The sequence below is a fragment of the Anaerocolumna jejuensis DSM 15929 genome (assembly GCF_900142215.1).
GTDB classification, from domain to species: Bacteria; Bacillota; Clostridia; order Lachnospirales; family Lachnospiraceae; genus Anaerocolumna; species Anaerocolumna jejuensis.
In genome coordinates this window covers 74,799-97,848 of record NZ_FRAC01000010.1, presented here as the reverse complement: position 1 = coordinate 97,848, position 23,050 = coordinate 74,799, and the positions used below count along the sequence as shown (strand labels likewise).

Here is a 23,050-nt window from a genome sequence, read left to right as displayed (position 1 = left end):
TCTCTATTGCTCTTCCTTAACAAATACAGAAAGGCTGCTATTCCTAGCAGCCTTATTCTGTACATGTATTTTAACTATTCCCCTCAGTTAAAATTATGATTTATTCTAATGATATAAATTTTTTGTTTCCCCGTTCAATACTTATTATTTATTTTACTTGGATACGATTTCTGTTGTAAACTGGAAGGTTCCTACAATTGTAGTTCCATCAACAGCATAAACAGGTATCGTTGGATTAGTGGCAGCCTGTGCGTTCAAAGCAAGAGCTTCCTCTGGATTAGAGGGTGTAGCAAACTGTAAGTCCTCTGAATAAACATATCCCAGTGTACCATCTGTCGCAACAGCGCTTACTAATTCAGGCATATTTCCTGTAACTTGAGCCACATAAGCACTGCCATAGGTCTGGTCATTCACATTCTCCTGTAATAAAGATTCAGGTACCTGTAATGCTGCAAAGTAAGGGGAACTGAGATATACCGTAGGAGATGCCTTCGTAAAATAATTATCATAACCACTTCCGTTATAATATGTTGCAATACCTACGCTATAATAGCCTACAGAGCCAGTTTGTCTATCCGTGCTAACGCTCAATGTTGATGACGAGCTACTGTTATAGAGCATAGCAGAGGATTTACATAAAGCTCCATCTGCCCTGAATAGTTGTGATGCTGCTCCCATATGACCAGCTGGAACATTAGCATAACCTGATGTATAGATATCCGTATTTCCCCATCCTGCAGAAGTATCTGTATAGGCAGTTGCCCTATCATAATAGCCACGTGAATTGGCAACTCTATATGTATAGCTTCCAGATGCTTGTCCTGCCTGGGCGTAAGGTACATTAACAAAAACAAGAGCCATAACCGCAATTATAGAAAAACATAATCTGAACTTTTTATTAAACATAAAGTCTCCTTTCTCTATGCCGAGAAGTTATTAACCATTATTAAGCCATTACCCACTTTTTAATTATAAGTCCCTATCATTGTTTCTCCATCACTCAGGTAAATATTACATACTCTATTAGCTTCTTGCTGTTGCTTATTATAGCTATCTAAATCCTGTGTATTCAAATCTGGCCTATTATTTAGGATAGTGTTAAGATATTCATCAGCATATACATAACCATCTTTGCCCTTTATTACTTCAATATAAACCAAATCAGGCATCACACCAAGATTACTATCATATTTACCATAAGTATATCCATTTTTATTCACCGGAAAATAGTTTACAGATTCCGGATTCTTCGTATGTACAGTACCGTTCTCCCCAACGGTACCTTTTGCAATATTAAATCCACCAAAATTATTGCCAGCTGACACTGTCGTAAAGAAAACCATAGTAGATAATAAAAGAACCATCCCGGAAGCAAAGAAACTCTTCTTTGTTGTCTTACCCAGTTTCATAATAGAAACGATTCTTTCCTCTACCGGTTTTTCTCCAAAACCGCTGTACATAAATGCAACCTGCGGTTTCTTTTCCATAAGCTGGATGATTGCGTAGGCATAATCCGGCTTGGCATCCGTACCGAAAAGCTTTATTACCTTTTCATCACAGGCGGTCTCAATATCCTGATTGAATTGCTTATACATAAGCCATATCAGAGGATTGAACCAGTATAAGCACACCATGACCATAGATAACAGCTTCCATACAATATCAAGACGTCTTATGTGTACCATTTCATGGCATAGTACATATTCCAGACGCTTGCCTCTGTCCATTTCCATATTCTTTGGAAGTATTATCTTAGGTTTTAGTACCCCGACTGTTACCGGTGACATAATTCTATCAAAGGTAAGAATTCTGACCGAACGCCTAATGCGCTGGCTGCTAACCCAGTTCTTTGCATAATCATTTGCGGAAGGCATTGCTTCGTTGACCTTCCTTCGGCTCATTATATACTTGAACAGGAATAAGCATAGTAAAATGGATGCTACTGTAATCCAAATAATGAATAATATGTACGCTCCTGAAATTTTATAAGAACCGGACTCTGCCGGGTTTACCACACCCTCTGTTCCTCCTGTCAAAGCAAGGTTCAAAAGAGCTTCCCCTGTCAGATTCACTTTTTTCTTGGCTGTTATCCATAAGTCCGGTATCGGAACCTTTATGGTAACTGGTACCAGGAGCCTGATTAATACAATCTTCCACAATAATGTAAAAGTCTTTCTGGGCAGTCTATATCCACTAAAGGCTTTTAGAATCAGAATGAAGATAATAAGTATGGAAGACGAAAATGATATATGGTATAGATCCATGCCTACTACCTCATTTAGCTTCGTCGACTATTTTCTTTAGTTTCTCAACTTCTTCCTGAGATAAATACCCTTCATTTAAAAAGGCAGCAAAAAACTTCTCATAAGACCCTTCGAACATCTTCTCCACCAGCTCATTTGTTTCATTCTGCTGGGCTTCTTCACGGCTTACAAGCGCTTTGCACATAAACTTGGTACCGTATCGGGAAATTGCTCCCTTATCTATACATTTCTTAATTACTGTATAGGTCGTATTACGGTTCCATCCGGTTTCCTCTTTCAGTATCTTGGCCATCTGCCCTGCTGATAAGTCCCCCCTCTTCCATAAAGCATCCATAACCTTTAATTCTGAATCAAAAAGCTTCATTAAATTTCCATCTCCTATAATAACTATTGCAATAGTTTACAAGAAAAACATTATCATAAATGCTATTAATTGTCAACAATTTTTTTAGTAATATGGTAGTATTTTTGACATTTTTGTCATATAAACTTAATATTTGTCTAAAATCAATTAGTTCCCGCATTCTATGCTTATTTGATTGAATTTGCCAAGAATATCTTCTATTTTTAAGATTTCTTTCTCCGGTCCTTTTTTATCCAGGACAGCTTCCCCTTTATGAAGCATTAAAAGCCTGTTGCCATATTCAATGGCATACCTGAGGTTATGAGTAACCATTATGGTTGTCAATGCCTTTTCCTTTACAATACGGCCCGTCAGCTCCATGATGGTCTCAGCGGTTTTCGGATCAAGGGCGGCGGTATGCTCATCCAGTATCAGAAATTCAATCGGTGTCATAGTTGTCATCAGCAGTGCCAGTGCCTGTCTCTGTCCGCCTGAAAGGGAGCCCACTGTTATATTCAGCTTATCCTCCAAGCCAAGATTCAGCACTTTTAAGCTTTCTTTGTAATAATCAATTCTTCTTTTATCCGTTCCTTTTCCAAGGTGAAAGCTCTTCCCTTTGTTGTCAGCCAGTGAAAGATTCTCCAGGATGGTCATGGAAGGACAGGTACCCATTGCCGGATTCTGAAATACCCTGCCGATGTTCCTGATGCGCTTGTATTCCGGTTTCTTCGTGATATTCGTTCCATTTATTAGTATGGTCCCACTATCTAAAGGTATACTTCCGCAGATAAGATTTAGCAGAGAGGTCTTGCCGGAGCCATTGCTGCCCACAATGGAAAGGAATTCTCCCTTTTCCACTTTCAGGTTAAAATTGTGAAAAAGGCACATTTCGTTAATGGTCCCGGGATTATAGTATTTTGAAATATCATTTAGTTCAAGCACGGGAATTCACCTTCCTTTTCCTGTCATTGCTCAGTATTAAAATAATAAGAAACAACGCTGCCGTTATGAGCTTCATGTCCGTAGGAGAGAGTCCTAAGGCAATTGCCAATGAGACGCAGGCCTTATAGATTATGGTACCGATTATCACGGCTGTGGTAGCCTTTACCTTTACCATTCTCTTAAACAGGTTAATTCCAATGATAACGCTGGCAAGGCCGATTACGATGGAGCCGGTGCCTGTCGATATCTCAAAGAAGCCGCTTTTCTGGGTATAAATGCACCCTGAAAGTGCTACAAAGCCATTTGCCAGGGCAAGGCCGATTATTTTGACAATACCCTTATCCTTTGCCAAGGAGGTTACAAGTACATCATTATCCCCTACTGCCCGAAGCAGATAGCCCGATTTCGTTTTCAGATAGAAGTCCAGCAGCAGCTTCATGAACAGGGTAATAAGAAGCAGAATAATGACTGTTTCATAGCGCTTTATTATATCATAATACTTTGCTGTTTCCGGTATCAGTTTACTTAAAAATGCATTTTCAAAGATGGTGTCCTTATCAAATATTGCCACATTGGATCTTCCGGCTATTCTTAAGTTTATGGAATACAGGGCAGTCATCATAATAATACCGGACAGCAAATCCCTTACTTTGAATTTTACATGGATGATTCCGGTCAAGGTTCCGGCCAGCGTTCCTGCTATAAAGGCTAAAACAAGAGTTAAGACCGGATTTACTCCCTTTAATATCAGAACTGCCGCTACAGCACCTCCCAAAGGGAAAGTGCCGTCCACGGATAAATCGGGAAAGTCCAGTATTCGATAGGTGATATAAACACCAAAGGCCAATATTGCATATACCAGGCCTTCTTCTATAACGCCGGTGGCAAGGTCCAGAAGGATATTTAAATATGCCATTTTCATTTCCTTTCTATGGCTTTTTCTATTGTGATATTTCTTATTCTGCTATGGAATCATACATTTCCTTTGCGGAATCGGTAAGGTCCTTGGGCAATTCGATTCCAAGGTCCTTCGCAGCGGCGGTATTGCCATAGAAAGCTGCCTGATCTATTACTTCAAAGTTCATCTCGGAGGCTTTTTTCTCACCCTTTAGAACCTTGGCTGCCATCTTGCCGGTCTTAACTCCCAGGTCATAATAGTCAATTCCAACCGTTGCAAGACAACCTTTTTTCACCTGTTCCACCTCACTGCCAAAGACAGGAATCTTCTTTTCTCCTGCTTTTTTTAAGATTACAGGCAGGGAGCTTACGACGGTATTGTCGGTAAGGTTGCTGATACAATCTACTTTGCTTAAGAGATTATCCGTTGCCAGGGGAATATCTGCTGCCGCGGTAATTCCGCTTTCTACGATTTCAAAGCCGTAACCGCCTGCTATTGCTTTATATTCTTCTATGGCGGACAGGGAATTGGCCTCGCTGGTATTATAAAGGATTCCTATTTTCTTAGCCTGAGGAAGTACTTCCCTTATCATTTTTAACTGCTGTTCTACCGGCAGCTTATCACTGGTTCCGGTCACATTGCCAACGGGAGTCTTATCTTCGTTTGCAAGCTTTGCCAGTACCGGGTCTGTTACGGCGGTAAAGATTACCGGTATTTTTGAATTCTTAGTGGCACCGTAAGCATTTTGTGCCATGGGTGTTGCAATGGCACAGATCAGGTCTACCTTCTTTGACGCAAAGCCGTCTGCTATCTGTCCTGACAGGGAATTATCCGCCTGGGCATTCTCATAATCTACCTTTAAATTCTTTCCTTCTTCATATCCCTCACTCTTTAATCCTGCCAGGAAGCCTTCCCTGCAATTGTCAAGGGAGGGGTGTTCCGCATACTGGCCGATACCGATGGTCACCGTATCCCCCTTTCCTGCACTGCATCCGTACAGCAAGGTCATCATAAGCACAAATACCATCATTCCAGCAATTCTTTTTTTCATAAAAATCCTCCTTCATATGCTTTCGACTATATCAGGCTGTGTTGGCAGGCCTTCTTTTCAGTAACTGATTCTTTTGGCGGCTATGTCTTTTATTATTTGCATTTTTGCATAAAAAAAAGCCCCAAGTTATATTAACTTGAGACGAATATTATCCGCGGTACCACTCAATTTGACAAAAGTCCACTTTATCATATACCAACATATATGCCATACTGATAACGGCTATGGTCGCCGTCAGCGCCTACTATTAGTTCGGGCTGCCCTCAAAAGTCCATTCAGCAGATGTATTCATACCCTCTTCCACCAGTAAGGGCTCTCTGTTATGAATTCCAATTGCTTACTTCTCTTTTTCAACGGTTTTGCTTATTTGTAATTTTATAGTAATATGCGCGGGGGGATTTGTCAAGAAGATTTTTTCTTTCCGCACGCAATATGTTAGCTGTTCGATTTCTTTTTTTTCTTTGGTAGGTAAAGGAGGATATTATGGAATTGAAAGACATTTTTTCCGATATATGCAGCCAAATGGAATAGGATAAATCCCAGGCCTAAATAATAAAGTATCAGTAACATTGTTTTAATTTCCTCCTAAGAGATTACTATTCGCAATTACACTAATAACATTTTAAATATTTACTTCTTATATAAAACACACTATAGCATACACGTTTTGCAAAAGCAAGATTACCATATTAATAAATTATGGCAAATATTACAGTTTAAACTTCCTTGGATTTTAGTCTTTGGAAACGGACGATAGTTTCTGGTTCCGTTCAGGCATTTTCTGTTCGGAGCTGCTAGCTCCTGTTCCAATTCCACTAAAATGCCAGCCGTTATTCCTGGAAGGTTAAATTGCACCAAACTCGCTTCATATATATTGGGTATATTTACACTGTGCGCTCAGACACTGGTGTAATTTAACCTAGTCATAACGGCTGCCATTTAAGTGTCATAGGGAACCCCTCAATAGAAAATGCCTGAACGGAACCAGAAACCATCTGTACATTGACTTAAGATTACAGTGAATCGATGTGTAAGGCTGAATTATTACCAGTAAATATATGAGACCATTTAATGGAAGGGCGTAAGGACGAGAGAATTGGGTTGTGATTTACTGTTCGAGGTTCTTTATGACGCTAAAGCTGCAAAAAAACAGCTTAAGCGACATATAGCGCTTCTTAATGCAAACTCCAAATAATCCTCCAGTCCTTTGGTATCTATAATTTGATTTCATGCATTTGCCGTGATTAATAAATCTCCTTGACTTTTTAATCCTACAAGTGTAATATTTAAAAATCGGAACAAACTCTTACAGATGTAAGTTTTAATTTACTCTCAACTCTTACATCTGTAAGAGTTAATTTAGAACGGATTCCGATAAGGTATGTAAAATCTAATACACCCATTTTACATACTGCAAGCATTTTTACAGTATCCACGCAAATTAAATGGAAATAAAACTCATACAGTGAAACTGAATCTGAATTGAGAGCCGACATTTCCAGCTACATATTTAGGAATAGCAAATCACCGATTTGCTATTCAAGGAAGGAGCTTATGTGAAGAAAAGAAGAAAAAGCAGCATTATACCTGTTTGCGCAGCTGTCCTTGGCTTGTTATCTCTTTTGACAATAGGATTAATCTGCTTTCCCTATTTTGCACATTTAAAGAGTGATATAACTGATAAGACTAAGCCGCATAAATCCAGAGTGGCACAAACTCCGGAAGAACTGCTTACTGAGTATATAAGACTTCTAAACCGGCATGAATACAAAAAAATGTATTCTCTGCTTCAGGATGACAGTAAGAATGCCATTACGGAAGCGGATTTTATTTTACGGAATCAAAATATCTATGAAGGCATAGAAGCCCGGAATATACATGCAGAAATTACCGGTACAACGGCAGAAGAACCTTCCGATGTCAATGTTTCTTATAAAATCAGCTTTGACAGTGTGGCGGGCAGCATTCAGTTTGAAAATCTGGCACGTTTTACCAGGACTGATACGGCGGGGTATGCCTTAGAGTGGGATGACAGCCAGATTTTTCCGGAGCTGACCTCTGAAGATAAGGTTAAGGTTTTTGTGAAAAAAGCAAAGAGGGGCGAAATTTTCGACAGGAACGGCATTCTGCTGGCCGGGGAAGGCGTTGCTTCTTCCATAGGCCTGGTCCCTGGTAAAATGAGCGAAGAGCCAGCTAATGATATCAAAAAAATGGCTAAGCTCCTGAAACTGTCCCCGGAGGATATCAATAAAAGGCGAAAAGCCAGCTGGGTTAGGGACGATTCCCTTGTCCCTGTTAAAACAATAAGGAAATATGAGGAAGCGGACCTGCTTGCACAAGCACCGGATTCCGGTGCTCTGGAAACAGAGAAATTGAAAAAAGCACTTTTGAAAATTCCGGGTGTTATGATATCGGACGTAAAAGTCCGGTATTATCCCCTTGGTGAAAAGGCCTCCCATCTGACGGGGTATGTACAATCCATCACAGCAGAGGACTTAAAAAAGCACCCCAATGAAGGTTATACCAGCTCCAGCGTAATCGGCAGGACCGGCCTGGAATCCCTTTATGAAAAAGAATTAAAGGGTCAGAACGGCTATGACATTGTAATCACAGACTCGGAGGGTAATACCAAAAGCACCCTTGCTTCTTCCCCTCAGGAAAACGGAAAAGATATCTATATAACAATTGACAGTGCTTTACAGGCAAAGCTGTACGACCAGTTCAAAGAGGATAAGAGCTGTTCTGTGGCAATGAATCCCTTAACCGGAGAAGTGCTGGCTCTGGTCAGTACTCCTTCCTTTGACAGCAATGACTTTATTCTTGGAATTTCAAATGATAAGTGGAACCAGCTGAATAAGGACAAGGCAAAACCCCTGTATAACCGCTTTCGCCAGGTCTGGTGCCCCGGTTCTTCCTTTAAACCGGTTATTGCCGCCATCGGCCTGACGGCAGGCGCAATCGACCCGGAAGAGGATTTTGGAAACGTAGGGCTCCGGTGGCAAAAGGATTCAAGCTGGGGAAATTATTTTGTAACGACCCTCCATTCATACAACAATGTCAATTTGGAAAATGCCCTGATACATTCCGACAATATTTATTTTGCCAAGGCTGCCTTGAAAATAGGAGCCCCAAAACTGGAAGAAGGGCTTTCCCAGCTGGGCTTTTCAGAAACCCTTCCTTTTGATATCACAATGTCGTCCTCCCAGTATTCCAATACTAAGACCATTGATACTGAGATACAGCTGGCAGATACGGGCTACGGCCAGGGGCAGGTTCTTGTTAACCCGTTGCATCTGGCATGTCTTTACAGCGCATTCCTGAATCAGGGCAATATCCTAAAGCCCTGCCTCCTTTACCAGGAGAAGCCAAAGACAGAAATGTGGCTTCCTGATGCCTTTTCCCGGGAAACTGCCGAAAGGATAAAGAATGCCTTAATTAAGACCGTGGACAATTCCGCTGGAACTGCCCATGCCGCCCACCGAAAGGATATTGTCCTTGGTGCCAAAACCGGCACCGCAGAAATCAAGCTTTCAAAGTCCGATACTACCGGAACCGAGCTTGGCTGGTTGGCTGTCTTTACGGCGGACTCCCAGGCAGAAAAGCCCCTTTTGTTAATAAGCATGGCAGAGGACGTAAAATTAAGGGGCGGAAGCTCCTATGTCATAAAAAAGGTAAATCCGGTACTGGACAGCTATCTGTCCGACCTTCCATGAGCCACCTTGTAAATCCTTAAGAAAGGAGCAGTAAATGAAACAAAAATCCGACAGTATACGGTTAGTAGTAATCGGTGCCATCTTCCTGGTGCTGATTCTCTGGCTTGTGGTAGACCTTTATAAAATACAAATTACCGGCAGCGGACAGTCGGCAGGATATTCGGATTTAAAATCCAAAAAGGATATCCTGCTGGAAAGTACAAGGGGAAATATCTATGACCGGAACGGTAAGATTCTTGCCACCAACCGGGCCTCTTACCGTATCACCATAGAAGACAGCGGGAATTATGACAGCAATAAGGAGCATCAGAATTCCCTGAACCAGATTTCAGAAAAATTAGCAAAGGTATTAAATGAAAACGGAGAAACGATACGCAATGCGTTAATGATAACCCTGGATTCCCGGAATAATTACTCCTTTACTGCCAGCGGCACCAGACTAAGCAGATTAAAGTCAGATGTCTTCGGCAGGGCAAGGGCTTCCGATATGAGCCAGGAAGAGGCCTCCTCCTCTGCAGAAGATATTATCAATTATTTATGCGACAGATTTGCTGTTTCCAAATCAGAAAAGGAATATACGAAAGCAGCGCTGCTGGCGGCCCTGACCATTCGATATATGCTGTGGCTGAACAGCTACCAAAAATACCTGCCCGTAACAGTAGCGACGGATGTAACGGAGCAGACCGCAGCGGAGGTCCTGGAGAATTCCGATATCTTAAAAGGAGTCAAGGTGGAAACCGGCAGTGTCCGGGTCTATGAGGGCGGGGAGGCCTTTTCCCATATACTCGGATATACCGGCGCAATCTCTACGGAGGAGCTTGAAGCCGCACAAAAGGCAGGCAAAAACTACAGCATTGATACTGTGGTAGGAAAGGACGGCATAGAGAAGTACATGGACGAGGCCTTACAGGGAAGCAACGGCCTTAAGGAGGTGGCAGTAAACCAGACCGGCCGCATTAAAAATGTCCTTTCCGTCACCGACCCTGTTCCAGGCAAAGATTTGTATCTCAGTATTGATAAAGATCTGCAGATTGCTGCCTATCAGATACTGGAGCAGCATATAGCCGGAGTTCTGCTTTCCAATATCATCAACGCCAAGGAATTCAATAAATCTTCCCTGAAGGATTCCTCCGATATCCGGATTCCTGTTTATGACGTATACTGTGCCCTGGTTAAAAATAACATTTTGAATATCTCCCCTGCAGCTTCCTCTAAAAGCTCAGACCTGGAAAAGAGTATTTCCCAAAGATTCCAGGCTGAAAAGAAAGCCGTACTTCATACCCTGGAAGAGGATTTGACAGTAAATGCCCGCAGCTATAATGACCTGCCAAAGGAAACCCGGGAATACGAGAGCTATATCGTAAATGAACTGCTCCAAAGCGGAAAGGGTATTCTCTCTGCCGACGCTCCTTATAAGGAGGATGCGGAATATGCCCAGTGGACCGCCGGTAAAATATCCTTGAAGGAATATGTGATGTATGCCCTTGAAAAGAACTGGATTGACATGAGCAGTATCTCCTCCTCCCGGAAATATGTTGATATCCAGGAAGCCTGCACCCTTGTTGCGGAAGAAATTCTGAAAAGACTGAAAGAAGACAAAGAGTTTGATAAGCTTATTTTTACCAGCATGATTAAAAATGACATGATATCCGGAAAAGAAATTTGCGAGCTTTTATATGTCCAGGGAATTCTCTCCCAAAAAGACAGCGACTATCAGCTGCTAAAAGGCGGCCAATTATCTCCCTATGAATTTATCCGGAAGAAAATCAGGAATCTGGAAATAACCCCGGCCCAGCTGGCCCTGGAGCCCTGTTCCGGCTCTGTTGTTCTAGCCGAAGCATCCACCGGCAAGCTATTGGCCTGTGTAAGCTACCCCGGCTATGACAATAACCGGCTGGCCAACCAGGCGGACGGCAACTATTACAGCCAGCTGTTAACGGACCTGTCCCTGCCCCTTTACAACCGGGCAACCCAGCAGCTGACCGCTCCCGGCTCGACTTTTAAACCGGTGACCATTGCCGCAGGCATTGAGGAAAGTGTTATCTCCCCTAATACCTCTATCTACTGTGACGGTGTCTTTGACAAGCTAAGCCCGCCTTTAAGGTGCTGGAAGCGAAGCGGCCACGGTGAAATTCCCAATGCCGCAGCCGCCATCCAAAATTCCTGCAACGACTATTTATGCGATATCTCCTATCGTCTGGGCAGCAAGGGGAACAGCCATTATGTTGAAAACCAGGCTCTTACCCTTCTGCAGAAGTATGCAAAGCTGTTTCATCTGGACCAAAAAACCGGGATTGAGATTACCGAGAGCCAGCCCCATATAACGGATACCCTTGCCATCCCCTCCGCCATCGGCCAGGGTACACATAATTACACGGCCCTTCAGCTGGAAGCCTATGTAAACATCATTGCCAACAGCGGCACCAGCTGCTCCCTGTCCCTTCTGGATAAAATACAGGACCCTGTCTCCAAAGCAGCGGAGAAAGTGCCCTCCTCCAAGAAGGGGGAAGTGAACCTCTCCGATGCCGCCTGGGATACCATTCATCAGGGAATGCTCTTATTTGCCCAAAATAACAATATATTAAAGGACATGAAAGTCAGTATCGCAGGAAAAACCGGCACTGCCCAGGAAGCTAAAACCAGGCCCAACCATGCTTTGTTCATCGGCTATACTCCAAGTGAAAATCCAAAATACTCCATAACTGTCCGCATTGCCAATGGTTATTATTCCAGCAATGCAGTCAGTACCGGTAAGGATATTTTAAATTACTATCTGGGACTTGAGGATAAAAAGACTCTTCTGAACGGCAAGGCTTCCGAAGCCTCCAGCCAGCGTACGGATTAAAGCCTACCGGGGTACATCAATACCCATGCTCGTTAAGATGGTTAATGCAATCTTTGCTGCCGTACTGCCCTTGCAGGAATCCTCTTTGTTTATATTCAAAGCAAAAGTATAGGTGTTATCCCCGGTTTCAATAAAGCCAATGAACCAGCCGTTAACGTTCTTCCCATCCACGGCTCCGGTTCCGGTCTTGCCATAGAGGGCATTTGTACCGCTGCCGGAGAGCCAGAGGGATTTTTTTACCGCTTCTACATTCTTTTCATCAAAGTGAAAATCATTTTGGCAGAAGCTGTTTAGCAGCCGCACCTGCTCCAGCGGGGATATTTTCAGGGAGGATTCCATCCAATAGTTGGATATTCCACCGGACAAGTCCTCATTTCCATAACCGATTTTATGAAAATCCTTCTCCAGGGAAGCTAATCCGCTTTTGGCATCCAGTGTTTTAAAATACCAGTTAACGGAGTTTTCCATGGCAGAATCCAAATCCTGGTCCCGGTTCCAGGCAGCAAAGGAATATTGGGTCTTATCCCAGTCCAGATGGGAGGAATCCGGTGTTATTACCTTGTTTTCCAAGGCAAATAAGGCACTGTAGATTTTATAGGTGGAATCCGGAGATACCCGCTTTGCAGAGCCCTTTTCATTATATATGGTATATGCCTGCCGCTTCCGGTCATACAGGACAAAGCTTCCCTTATAATCCCCAAAATAAGTGCCAAGGTCTTCCCTTGTCTCATAAGCAACAGGAATCGGAGCTTCCCCGCCTTTTGCATTTGCCATCAGTCCCGGCAGAAATAAAAGAACGATCAACACGGCAGCCAAAAGCACCAGTCCGCTCTTAAGCTTCAGCCAGCCGCCTTCCGGGCGGAAACCGGCAATGCTTATGATGCGCTTTTTTAATTGTTTCTTCGTCCCTCCCATAGCGGAGGCAGCGGAAAAGGAAGCGACGGACAGCTTCTCGGCAAATTGAATCAAGGTATTCCCATAATCCGTATAATCCTCCTGCCGAAGCACGGCAAGAACAGCTGCATCACAGGCAATCTCCCTGTCCGTGCGCATTTCCTTTAAGGCATACCACACAAAGGGATGGAACCAGTAAAGTATTCTGGTAAGGCATACCCAGTAGTTTACCGGGATGTCCCAGTACCGGTAATGCATCAGCTCATGAAGGAGAATATAGCGTATATCTTTTCGTTCAAACTCTCTAATCACCCGGATGGGCAGCAGGATGGAAGGCCGGAAAAGCCCAAAGGCAACGGGGCTTCTGACATAGGCACTGCTGTAGATTTTGACCTTACGGCCTAAACCAAGCTCCTTCTTGCATTCCTCAAACAGGGCATTTATCTCCTGGTCCTGTACCGGCAGGGCTGACCTGGCCAGCTGCCTCATCTTCCTGCCGGAGGAAAGGGTGACTCCTGCTGTCACGGCCATTCCGCCAAGCCAAAGAACGAATAATACCATACTGAAAAAGGGAATCCTTTCTCCCTTTACGGAAACGCTGAAATCCTGCATCCAGCCTGTCCCGGCTGCACCGGAGATGTCCTTCCCTGCTCCCACCTCCGCATTTCCTTTCGCCGGCAGGGCTTCTTTTAACACCCCCGCCAGATTTACGGCATGGAGAAAGCCCTCCTGCCTGACCGGAAGAAAGGGAACTGCCAGTGCAAGCAAAAGAAGGAACCAGATATTATACTGGATTCTCTTGGAGATATGAGCCTTCAAGGCTTTTTTCAGGAACAGAATTATAACTATCAGCACGGCAATTACTGCATCCGCCAGCAGAAAGCCCATGGTAAAGTCAGAAATCATCTGCTTCCTCCCTCTCTTTGCTTCAGCAATTCACGGAGTTCGTCCAGTTCTTTTTCGGTAAAGCTGTCATTGTCCAGGTAGCTTGTGAGCATGGAGGCAAAGTTCCCGTTATAAAAGCGCTGTAAGAAATGACTGTTTTCATGTTCCAGATACTCCGTTTGCTTCACCAGCGGCGTATATACAAATACTCTGCTCTCCTTCCGGTAACTGACAGCCCCCTTTTGCACCAGACGCTTTAACAGGGTTTGTATGGTTTTGGGGCTCCAGTCGGTGCTCTGAACCAATTTATCCGTCACTTCATTTGTACTCACCGGAGCAGCTTCCCATATAACCTTCATTACTTCATATTCTGCTTCTGATATTTGGGGTAATTTTTTCATTCTGGCGCCTCCCGAAATCTTACATTTGTAATACACTGATTATAGCGCCGCCTGCTTTTTTTGTCAATGATTCCGAAAGCAGCCGCTGCAATCCTTTTTTCCATTTTTCTGTGGAATCGCTGACATCTTTTCTGACTTGCTGCCAAATTGTACACTCTACCTTTTTTCTTAATTACAACTCTCTTGCAAAGACTTTTAGTTGGATTTATAATATTACTAACTTTCAGGCAAACTATCGTTTTAAGCGAAGGAAAGCAAAATTTTGTAGGAAAAGAGGTAGCATATGCATTTTAGCTGGTGTACTGTTAATGTAAATAACCTGGAGGAGTCTTTGAAATTCTATCAGGATATCGCTGGTCTTCCTTTGGTAAGGCGTTTTTTCGCAGGCCCTGGCCAGGAAATAGCTTTTTTAGGTTCCGATGATACGAAATTGGAATTAATCTGCCGCAAGGACACCAAGGCGGTTGAATTCGGCAAAGACATATCCATTGGCTTTATGACAGAGTCTCTGGAGGACTTTATGAAGAAACTGAAGGAAAAAAATATTCCCATTGCAGCAGGACCGATTTCGCCTGAGCCTTCAACACGCTTTCTTTTTGTAAAAGATCCTAACGGGCTTACCGTACAGTTCAGTGAGCATTTGAATCCATAGCAGGAAAGGGAAAAGGAAGTAATGATGCTCTTCCTTTTCCCTTCTTTGTTTTTATGCTTACCATTCTTTAATCATCCTCATAGTATCTTCGAATGGCCCTGTATATGTCAATGGTGCCAAACCCCCAGCCCTGGTCCGGATATGATACTGTGGGAGAGCGCCTTGCTCCATTTATAACGATACGCCTTATCAGAATATTATTTAACTTTGTGCTATTGCCGCGGATTATTCCCCATTCCAACAGCAGCGCAATTGCCCCTGTTGCATGGGCCGTCGATTCACTGCTTCCCGTAGAGCTGTAAAATCCGCCGCTAAGAGAGGGTGCCGTTATGTTTACTCCCGGAGCTGCAACATCCGGCTTCAACCCGCCATTTTTTGTAAATCCCCTTCCACTGTAATAATAAAGGCTTTGGTTCTGGTGATTATAGTTGGCTATGGCTATGGTATTGATGGCGTTGGCCGGAATTGACAGTGTAGTATCCATGTTTCCATTTATAAAATAGGTATTTGCGGTAAGAAAGTTGCTGATAGGAAGCCATATATGATACCGAAGCAGTAAATCTCCGCTTCCAGATACTACAAACCTCCACACACCCGAAAACGGTTTTTTAAACCGGAACATTATCAGCTGATTCCCTGTCCGTTCTTCACTAAACTGATTATCTATAAATATGGCAGTACCTCTGTGATTGACTATCTGAGTACTTCTTTGCAGAAATATTCCTGACACCCTTGCTACCAGACCGCCGTCCGGCGCGTATACCTCCACCGCTACTATGTTTGGTGCAAAGCCCCATAATTCCATGGTAAAACCCGATTCATTTTCCCCCACATTCAGACTCACCACATCAAAACCCACACTTGGATTTATTTCCCCATAATAATGGTGGTTTGTATTTCCTTCATTGCCTCCTGCTACTACTATGGACTTCCCTGCAATCCTTCCTATATCATTTAAGAAATTGCAAAATACCCCTTCCCCTTCATGGGCCCCCTGGGAGGAGCCGATTCCAATACATATGGCAATGGGACGTTCTAATTTATCAGCAACATTGATCAGATACTGGATGCCAAACATAATATCATTTTCCTGATAGCATGGCACATTGGGAGGAATGCAGAAAAAATCCTTGATATTCTGCTTGGCCTCTTTTAGCTTTACTACTACAATTTCCGCATCCGGCGCGACACCTGAAAAAAAGGCGGATAAGTCCTCCCCGCCGGCAGCTATTCCTGCCAATGCCGTACCATGTCCATTCTCATCCCTGCTGGGCACTACCCTATAGGGGTCCTCCGCTATCAGTGCGGTATTGATATCCCACTGGCTGTATTCTGTCCCAAAATAAAAATCCTCCTGATATTTACCACTTTCTATACTCTGGTCCCAGATATACGCTATTCTGGAGGTATTATCTGCATACCGGAATATTGGATTCGTATAATCTATCCCCGTGTCAATAAATCCAAGCAGTACCCCCTGTCCTCTTAATTCCAGAGACGGATCCATACGGACTCTCGTTATTCCTGACACTTCATTACTGGATAAATTCATAAGTCCATAGCATTTCGGGATATACTGATAGCCGAATTTCTGTGTGCTGTCTATCGTTAACTCCGATGCCGGCGGATGATATACTGCATAGTCATTATTTATCCTGTTTACAGTATAGTCTTTCGAATTAAACATGCCATTGATTCTTTCAAAGCCTTCTGCCAGAATATCCGTATAATCATTACTGGTGATTTTATACCTTTCCGCCTCCGTCATACAATCCCCTATGGGCATCACAAGCCTGCCTGTGATACTGCTACTATTGTTATTAATTTATATGTAGACCATGCGTAATCTATTAACACTTATTCTTCCGGTGCTGCCATAACCCCTACAACCGGAAGCTGTTCAAGTATCCCTTCCATCCCCCTGTGACAGCTTGCAAATTGACCGGATAAATCATTTCCTGCCCGCAGCCCTGCAAAATGTGTCCCGCCTGCCCAGGCTGCCTTACCGCTGACATCATATACCCTTCCGTTAACTGCCACATAAGCAGGCTTTCCCTGGCTGCCGTCAAAAGCAGCAAGCTCACTTAAGGTGAATACCCTTTGCTGATTTTCCGGTTCTTCTGTCTCTTCACTTTGTACTTCCCGGATATTCTCGGTCCTGTTCTCCTGTACATAGGCTGCAGTAACAAATATTTCTTCCAGCTCCGCCGCCAGATTATCCGTACTGTTCTGTATAAGGCTTTGGTAATAGTTCTTTTCATAGAGATTTCTGCTGAAGGTCTGCATCTGGCTGTATTGAACGATTTCTCTCTGATATTCGTTTAGCTTATTCTTTATTTCATGGGTTTCCAAATGATATGCAACCTTTCTGATATGCTTTTTAGCTTGATTCATTATATTAGGCGCAGATATAGAATATTCTAAGAAGTCGGCGGTTAAACTCTCAAACCTGCTGCGGGTATGCACACAAGGTTATATATTTAAATAAACACTGCGGTTTCCATGAGCTTCCTCATATGCCGCAGTGTTTCATTTTGGGGATTTTATTCCGACAACAGGGAAAGAATTGCATTTTTGGGTTTCACTCCTGCTGTACTCTCTACTATCTTTCCATCCTTTATTACAACCAGTGTAGGTATGCTCATGATACGGAATTGTGCTGCTAATTCTGCCTCTTCATCTATATTGATCTTTCCGACCTTTATCATGCCTTTCTTCTCTTCTGCTACCTGGTCAATAATGGGTGATACCATCTTACAGGGGCCGCACCAGGATGCCCAGAAATCCAATAATACCGGTTTTTCCGATTCTAAAACCTCTCTCTTAAAATTTTCTCTTGTTATCTTTAATACGCTCATACTATACACTCCTTTTTTGTTTATACCCTTATTATAATCAATTTATTTTTTAAGTCTGTGATGAAGTTACATATTATGGAAAAAATAATATAAAATAATTTGTAATTTTATCGCTAAAAAGGTCACATTATCTGTTCGAGGCCATATTATAAAGTATGGTTATAAACGATCGATTTACAATCGGATGACCTAATATATTTAAAGGAGGAAATCATATGGCATGTGGAGGTTTTAACTCAAACCAATCCTTAGTTCACAGTCTTTGCAGGTTTGTCGGCGAAACAGTTACAGTATTTACGAAAAGCGGCGGTGTTTCCGGATGTGGCTTTACAGGTGTTCTTTTCGGAATCAACAATGACTTTATACAATTGGTAACAGATTTCGGCAGTTCACCGGCTCATCCAATCGGCGGTCCTAACAGTTCCTGTTGCAGGGATATCGATTTTGATAATCGCCGTCGCGAACCCTTCAGCTTAGGTTCCGTATGTGATATCCCAATCGATAAGATTGCAGCTTTCTGTCATAATGCCGTATAATCTTATAGAATATAAGGAGGCTTTTTATGTCATTTAATAATTTTAATGATTTTGATGGTTTTAACAATGAACAGAGTTTTGCCAGACATCTTTGCAGATTCGTTGGACAGACGGTTATTATTTTTACGACCAGTGGTGGTGTTTCCGGATGCGGCTTTACAGGTGTGCTTCTTTCCGTAGGCTGTGATACCGTCCGTATTGATTCCAGACAGGGCTTTGCTCCCGCCTGTCCTCTAGATCCTTCTTGCAGCGCCGAATTTAATGAAAATGACAGAGACCGCGACAGAGATTGCGATTTTGACAGAGATTTCTGCAGAGATCGCGACAGAGATCGTGACAGAGATCGTGACAGAGATCGCGACAGAGATTGCGATTGCGACAGAGATCGTGATAGAGATCGCGACAGAGATTGTGATAGAGATCGTGATAGAGATCGTGATAGAGATCGCGACAGAGATCGTAACAGAAGGCGTTCTGTAGGTTCAGTTTGTGACATTCCCCTTTGCAGTATTGTAGCTTTTTGCCATAATGCTATTTAAATGAATGAATAATAATATACGTAAGATAGAAAAAAGACTGCTTTAACACTTAAAAAGGGCTTCTGATCAGTCCGGGTGCTTAAAGCAGTCTTTTTTATTCTCTGTTTTTATCGGCATCCATTAATTCCTTTACCAGGACGCTGTTACGGTATTCATTGGCGGATAAGCCGGTCAGCTTTTTAAATACCTTGGAAAAATGTGCAATATCCGTAAATCCTACTTCCCAGGCAATATCCCCGATACGCATAGCGGAATTCATAAGCAGTTTCTTGGCTTCCTTTACCCGGATATTATTTAATATTTCCGAAAAATTAAGGCCCATGTGCCTGTTAAGAAGCTTACTCAGATGCCACTGGCTGATATAGGTCTTTTCTGCCACTTCAGACAGTGTAATCTTCCTGTTATAATTCTCTTCCATATACTGAACGGCATTATATACGATAAAGCTTCCTGCTGCCTTGCTCTCGGGATCTTCCTGTCTTTCCTCTTTCTCATCCCGGCTATCTTCCTTCTCTTCCCTGCCCCCGGCTTCCTCTTCCTCCGTGCTTGTCAGCCCTGCTGTCATAACCGCAATGGCTTCTTCAATTTCCGAAAGGTTGGAGGGCTTTAACAGATATCTGCTGACCCCAAGACTGATTGCCTTCTGGGCATAATCAAAATCCCTGTATCCGGTCAATATACAGATTTTTATACGGGGGAATTCCGAGCGCAGCCCTGCCACCATAGTAAGTCCGTCTATTCCGGGCATTGAAATATCGGAAAACAAGATATCCGGTTTAAGCTCTCTGATCAACCTGCTTCCTTCAATACCGTCATTGGCAGTTTCTATGATACAACACCCATATTTTTCCCAGGGTACAATTCGTTTGATCCCTTCCACGATAATGGGTTCATCATCTATAATCATGACCTTAAACATAGTATATCTCCATTTCAGGCATTTGTTAATTATTATTTTATCCCTTAAGAGCTCCTGCTGTCAATCCTTTCATAATGTATTTCTGCAAGAATACATATACTATGAGAACAGGGACTATTATCAGTGTGACACTTGCTGCCATAAGGCCGTAATCCGTTCCGTATTTTGAGCTGATTTCATTTAACAGGACACCAATGGGATATCTGCTGCGTTTCCTTATCATAATAAGCTGGGTAAGCAAGTCATTGTATGACCATAGGAAGCAAAAGATGGAGGCAGTTGCTATGGAAGGTCTGGAAAGAGGGATAATAATATGTGCAAACACCCTCCCCACACCTGCTCCCTCCATATAAGCCGCCTCTTCCAGTGCGGAAGGAATCCCCCTCATAAAGCCCATCATTACTACCGTTGCAAAGCTTAGGTTTCCTGCCACCTGGGGGAGAATCACACTGATGGGGAGGTTTAAAAGCCCAAACTCACCCATTCTTTTAAAAACAGGGATGACGGTAGAAAATGCCGGAATCATAAGGCTTGACAGGATGACGGCATTTACAGCTGCCTTCCCCTTAAACTGATACCGGGTCATGGCAAATGCCATCATAGAGGCCAGAAACATTGTAACTATCATTACTGTTCCTGAAATCAGCAGGCTGTTTTTATAGGACTCTAAAATATTTTGTTTGCCAAAGGCATTGGTATAGTTTTTAAGAGTAAATTCCCTGGGCAGGGAAAAGGAGGTATTTACTACTTCCGAGGAAGGCTTGAAGGAATTACCGATGACCCAGACAAAGGGAAAGACTGTTGTAACTGTCCATAGAACCAGTATAAAATAAACCGCAGCCTTCCCCGGGTGATATTCCTTATGCCGCTTTATTCCAGTGCTGCTTATCAAGTTGAATCCTCCTTATGAATTTACATCGGGATTTAGAAATTTATGTACCAGCTGTGACATCAGAAATCCGAAGATTACAATAACAAAAGCAATGGCAGACCCGTAATCAATATTTCCGATTGAAAAGGTCTGTTCATACATTAAGGTTCCAAGAATATAGGTTTTTCCCTGGGGTGCTCCCTTGGGCGCAATGACCCAGGGCAGGTCAAATACCTTTAATGCCCCGGTTACAGCCAGTATAGTGCAGGTACATAGCACTCCTCTCAGCAGGGGAAGGGTAATATGGAAGACTCGTTCCAATTTAGAAAAGCCATCCACTTTTGCTGCCTCATATAAATCCTCCGGAATGTCATTTAATCCCGTTAACATAATTACGAAATAGAAGCCCACATAGCTCCAGAGGGTAGGAATTGCTATCATGATAAATGCCCTCCCCGGAGCCAGCCAGTTTACCGGTGCCCTCCCAAAGGCAGCCAGTATCTGGTTCAGCATTCCGCCGTTATAATTATAAAAAAGCTTAAATAGTAAGCCAATGGCGGTAGCTGAAATCACAATGGGAAAAAAATATACCGTCCGGAAGAAGCTCTGCCCTTTTTTTAACCAGCTTACCAGTATGGCAAAAACAAGAGCGGTTCCCACCTGAAATATAATAGTAAGTCCCATCATCTTTATGGAATTTATCAGAGCCGTTCTTACATTCTCGTCCCGAAGCAGCTTCCTGTAATTCTCCGTGCCGATAAATCTCCATTTCCTGCCCGGAATTTCCACAAAGGATGTCATATCATAAAAGCTGTTTATAATATTTTCGATAAAGGGCTCATATAAAAATACAAGCATCAGGATAAGTCCCGGTACCAGAAAGACGACCAGGGGGAATTTCTTTTTGTAAAGCATCTTGCCTCCTATGAAAGCTGCGAATCCATTTGGCGGGAGGCTTACCGGCATCCTTTGCTCCCTTGCTCCGGATTTTATTGAAAAAGGGGAACGCTGCACCAGCCTGAAATGATAAATCAGGCTGCCTGCAACACTCCCCTTCCGTACATGCTGTTTTATTGTTTTGCATTGATAGCTAATACTTCTTTTAACAGTTCTTCCGGTGTCTTTGCTCCGGTTGAGACATCCACAATGCCTGCGATCAGTGTGTTGTATGCTTCCTGAGATATTCTGGCATCGGTAGGTGTTGAAACGCTGGCTGCCTTGCTGCTGTAGTCAAATCCCGAACGTGCCAGGGGTGTCATGTTCTTAACCGGGTCAGCCACCGCTACTGCTCGGCCATTGCCGCCCCAATACTTTGCTACCGCTTCTTTATTGGTGTTTGCCATAACAAATTTTACGGCTGCCTCTCTCTTATCCGGATCCTTCCAGGCTTTTTTGGTTATATAAAAGCCGGAAGAAATACCTCCGACCATAGCTCCTTCCGGTGCCTTACCACCGGGTATTACTGGAAAAGCTACCACCACCGTATTCTGCTGGTCCGGGATACCGCTCAGATACCAGGAGCCGTCAAGCTTCATGGCTGCCCGCTTTGTTTTAAAGAGCTCACTTGCAAGTTCATTGTCAATGGTATCCGTATCCTTTGGAAAGGCACCCATATCCCTTAGAGTCTTAAACATGGCAAGTCCTTCGCACCACTCCGCCGGAACTGTCTTTGGAATCTGTTTATAGCCTTTTGTACCCGCTGCAGACAGCAATAAGTACTCCACCCAATAGTGGGGAACATTATTCAGGGAAACTGCTATCGGTACAATATTGTTCTTCTTAAAGGTTTCAATAGCCTGAATCAGCTGGTACCAGGTGGATGGTATTGTAAGTCCGTATTTTTTAAATAAATCTTTGTTGCAGTATAAGCCTTCCCAGTACCCATTTGTAGGAACTGCTCTTTCCACGCCATCCGGATTGGCTGCCGCCTTTAAGGCACTTGCCAGGGTATCCCTGGCATAATCAGGATATTCTGCTTTAATTTCCTCTATTGTCACAAATTTATCCGCTGCCAATACATCGCTTGCATTGGCATCCGTAAAATATTGAATAACATCCGGTTCATTGCCCACCGCAAAGTCGGCTGCGATCCTGGTCTTCCAGTCCTGATCGGATACCTGGGAATCGTCCTCTATTGTTATGTAAGAATAATCTTTCATAAATTGGCTGATAATTGCCTGGTAATTCGGAGCGTTAGGATCCGTTCCCCCATACATGGATACGGTAGTAAGTGTTACTGGATTTTTCCCGTCAGCAGGTGTATCCTTCCCCTCCCCATTACTACCAGACGTACTGCCGCTTCTGCTATCACAAGCTGTAAACGAAAGAGCTAAAACTATAGTTAAAAATAACAATAGCCACTTAGCCTTTTTATTCATAATTTCCCTCCCTGATAAAGCAAGCCTTACAATTTACAAATATATAAAACTTTCTTTACAA

At 43.1% G+C, this 23,050-nt stretch carries 20 protein-coding genes and 1 other annotated feature; of the genes, 5 read left to right on the top strand and 15 right to left on the bottom strand.

The annotated features are described in order from the left end of the window. Positions 1-153 precede the first annotated feature (153 nt). From BUB77_RS10095 to BUB77_RS10070, 6 genes are all read right to left on the bottom strand, one after another. A complete protein-coding gene (locus BUB77_RS10095; RefSeq protein WP_073275423.1) occupies positions 154-906 on the bottom strand; it encodes a hypothetical protein in 753 nt (250 codons plus the stop codon). 59 nt (positions 907-965) lie between these two features. Further along, positions 966-2,264 carry a M56 family metallopeptidase gene (locus BUB77_RS10090; protein WP_073275421.1) on the bottom strand — a complete coding sequence of 433 codons (1,299 nt, stop codon included), beginning with the start codon at positions 2,262-2,264 and terminating at the stop codon, positions 966-968. 10 nt (positions 2,265-2,274) lie between these two features. Beyond that, on the bottom strand, positions 2,275-2,628 hold the full coding sequence (locus BUB77_RS10085) for a BlaI/MecI/CopY family transcriptional regulator (protein WP_073275419.1): 354 nt from the start codon (positions 2,626-2,628) through the stop codon (positions 2,275-2,277). A 147-nt stretch (positions 2,629-2,775) separates the two neighbouring features. After that, complete coding sequence (locus BUB77_RS10080) at positions 2,776-3,549, bottom strand: ABC transporter ATP-binding protein (RefSeq protein WP_073275417.1); 774 nt, start codon at positions 3,547-3,549, stop codon at positions 2,776-2,778. After that, the gene (locus BUB77_RS10075; protein ID WP_170866628.1) at positions 3,542-4,465 is read right to left on the bottom strand and encodes an ABC transporter permease; all 924 of its coding nucleotides are present in this window, start codon (positions 4,463-4,465) and stop codon (positions 3,542-3,544) included. Before BUB77_RS10075 ends, BUB77_RS10080 begins: the two co-directional genes overlap by 8 nt. Before the next feature lie 40 nt (positions 4,466-4,505). Next, a complete protein-coding gene (locus BUB77_RS10070; RefSeq protein ID WP_408606392.1) occupies positions 4,506-5,459 on the bottom strand; it encodes an ABC transporter substrate-binding protein in 954 nt (317 codons plus the stop codon). Between the two features lie 173 nt (positions 5,460-5,632). Further along, positions 5,633-5,861: a binding site (T-box leader), on the bottom strand. A 1,193-nt stretch (positions 5,862-7,054) separates the two neighbouring features. On the opposite strand from BUB77_RS10070, the gene BUB77_RS10065 reads away from it, so the two are divergent. Then, positions 7,055-9,211, top strand: a complete 2,157-nt coding sequence (locus BUB77_RS10065) for a penicillin-binding transpeptidase domain-containing protein (RefSeq protein WP_073275413.1) — start codon at positions 7,055-7,057, stop codon at positions 9,209-9,211. Positions 9,212-9,245: 34 nt separating this feature from the next. Further along, positions 9,246-12,056: a penicillin-binding transpeptidase domain-containing protein gene (locus BUB77_RS10060; RefSeq protein WP_073275411.1), complete on the top strand. Its 2,811-nt coding sequence runs from the start codon at positions 9,246-9,248 to the stop codon at positions 12,054-12,056. A gap of 3 nt (positions 12,057-12,059) precedes the next feature. Here the strand turns inward: BUB77_RS10060 and BUB77_RS10055 are convergent, their stop codons facing one another. Together BUB77_RS10055 and BUB77_RS10050 are read right to left on the bottom strand one after the other, a co-directional pair. After that, a complete protein-coding gene (locus BUB77_RS10055) occupies positions 12,060-13,856 on the bottom strand; it encodes a BlaR1 family beta-lactam sensor/signal transducer (RefSeq protein ID WP_084124086.1) in 1,797 nt (598 codons plus the stop codon). Continuing rightward, positions 13,853-14,236 (bottom strand): BlaI/MecI/CopY family transcriptional regulator, encoded by a 384-nt coding sequence (locus BUB77_RS10050; RefSeq protein WP_073275409.1) that lies wholly within the window; start codon positions 14,234-14,236, stop codon positions 13,853-13,855. The genes BUB77_RS10055 and BUB77_RS10050 overlap by 4 nt, the downstream gene beginning before the upstream one ends. Before the next feature lie 283 nt (positions 14,237-14,519). Between BUB77_RS10050 and BUB77_RS10045 the strand changes: the two genes are divergently transcribed. After that, a complete protein-coding gene (locus BUB77_RS10045) occupies positions 14,520-14,888 on the top strand; it encodes a VOC family protein (protein ID WP_073275407.1) in 369 nt (122 codons plus the stop codon). 67 nt (positions 14,889-14,955) lie between these two features. Here the strand turns inward: BUB77_RS10045 and BUB77_RS10040 are convergent, their stop codons facing one another. The 3 genes from BUB77_RS10040 to trxA form a co-directional block, all read right to left on the bottom strand. Beyond that, on the bottom strand, positions 14,956-16,656 hold the full coding sequence (locus tag BUB77_RS10040; RefSeq protein WP_073275782.1) for a S8 family peptidase: 1,701 nt from the start codon (positions 16,654-16,656) through the stop codon (positions 14,956-14,958). Between the two features lie 89 nt (positions 16,657-16,745). Further along, entirely contained in the window at positions 16,746-17,240 is a 495-nt protein-coding gene (locus BUB77_RS10035; protein ID WP_242962448.1) for a cytochrome b5 domain-containing protein, read from the bottom strand. A 191-nt stretch (positions 17,241-17,431) separates the two neighbouring features. Next, a complete protein-coding gene (gene trxA / locus BUB77_RS10030) occupies positions 17,432-17,746 on the bottom strand; it encodes a thioredoxin (protein WP_073275405.1) in 315 nt (104 codons plus the stop codon). A gap of 215 nt (positions 17,747-17,961) precedes the next feature. Here trxA and BUB77_RS10025 point away from each other — a divergent pair, with 215 nt between their 5' ends. Together BUB77_RS10025 and BUB77_RS29865 are read left to right on the top strand one after the other, a co-directional pair. Next, positions 17,962-18,282: a hypothetical protein gene (locus BUB77_RS10025; RefSeq protein WP_073275403.1), complete on the top strand. Its 321-nt coding sequence runs from the start codon at positions 17,962-17,964 to the stop codon at positions 18,280-18,282. Positions 18,283-18,308: 26 nt separating this feature from the next. Beyond that, a complete protein-coding gene (locus tag BUB77_RS29865) occupies positions 18,309-18,821 on the top strand; it encodes a hypothetical protein (protein WP_170866627.1) in 513 nt (170 codons plus the stop codon). 94 nt (positions 18,822-18,915) lie between these two features. On the opposite strand, the gene BUB77_RS10015 is transcribed toward BUB77_RS29865, so the two are convergent. From BUB77_RS10015 to BUB77_RS10000, 4 genes are all read right to left on the bottom strand, one after another. Further along, a complete protein-coding gene (locus BUB77_RS10015; RefSeq protein ID WP_073275399.1) occupies positions 18,916-19,740 on the bottom strand; it encodes a response regulator transcription factor in 825 nt (274 codons plus the stop codon). Positions 19,741-19,777: 37 nt separating this feature from the next. Next, on the bottom strand, positions 19,778-20,632 hold the full coding sequence (locus tag BUB77_RS10010) for a carbohydrate ABC transporter permease (protein ID WP_084124082.1): 855 nt from the start codon (positions 20,630-20,632) through the stop codon (positions 19,778-19,780). 12 nt (positions 20,633-20,644) lie between these two features. Continuing rightward, entirely contained in the window at positions 20,645-21,526 is an 882-nt protein-coding gene (locus BUB77_RS10005; RefSeq protein ID WP_073275397.1) for a carbohydrate ABC transporter permease, read from the bottom strand. A 155-nt stretch (positions 21,527-21,681) separates the two neighbouring features. Beyond that, on the bottom strand, positions 21,682-22,989 hold the full coding sequence (locus tag BUB77_RS10000; RefSeq protein WP_073275395.1) for an ABC transporter substrate-binding protein: 1,308 nt from the start codon (positions 22,987-22,989) through the stop codon (positions 21,682-21,684). Positions 22,990-23,050 lie beyond the last annotated feature (61 nt).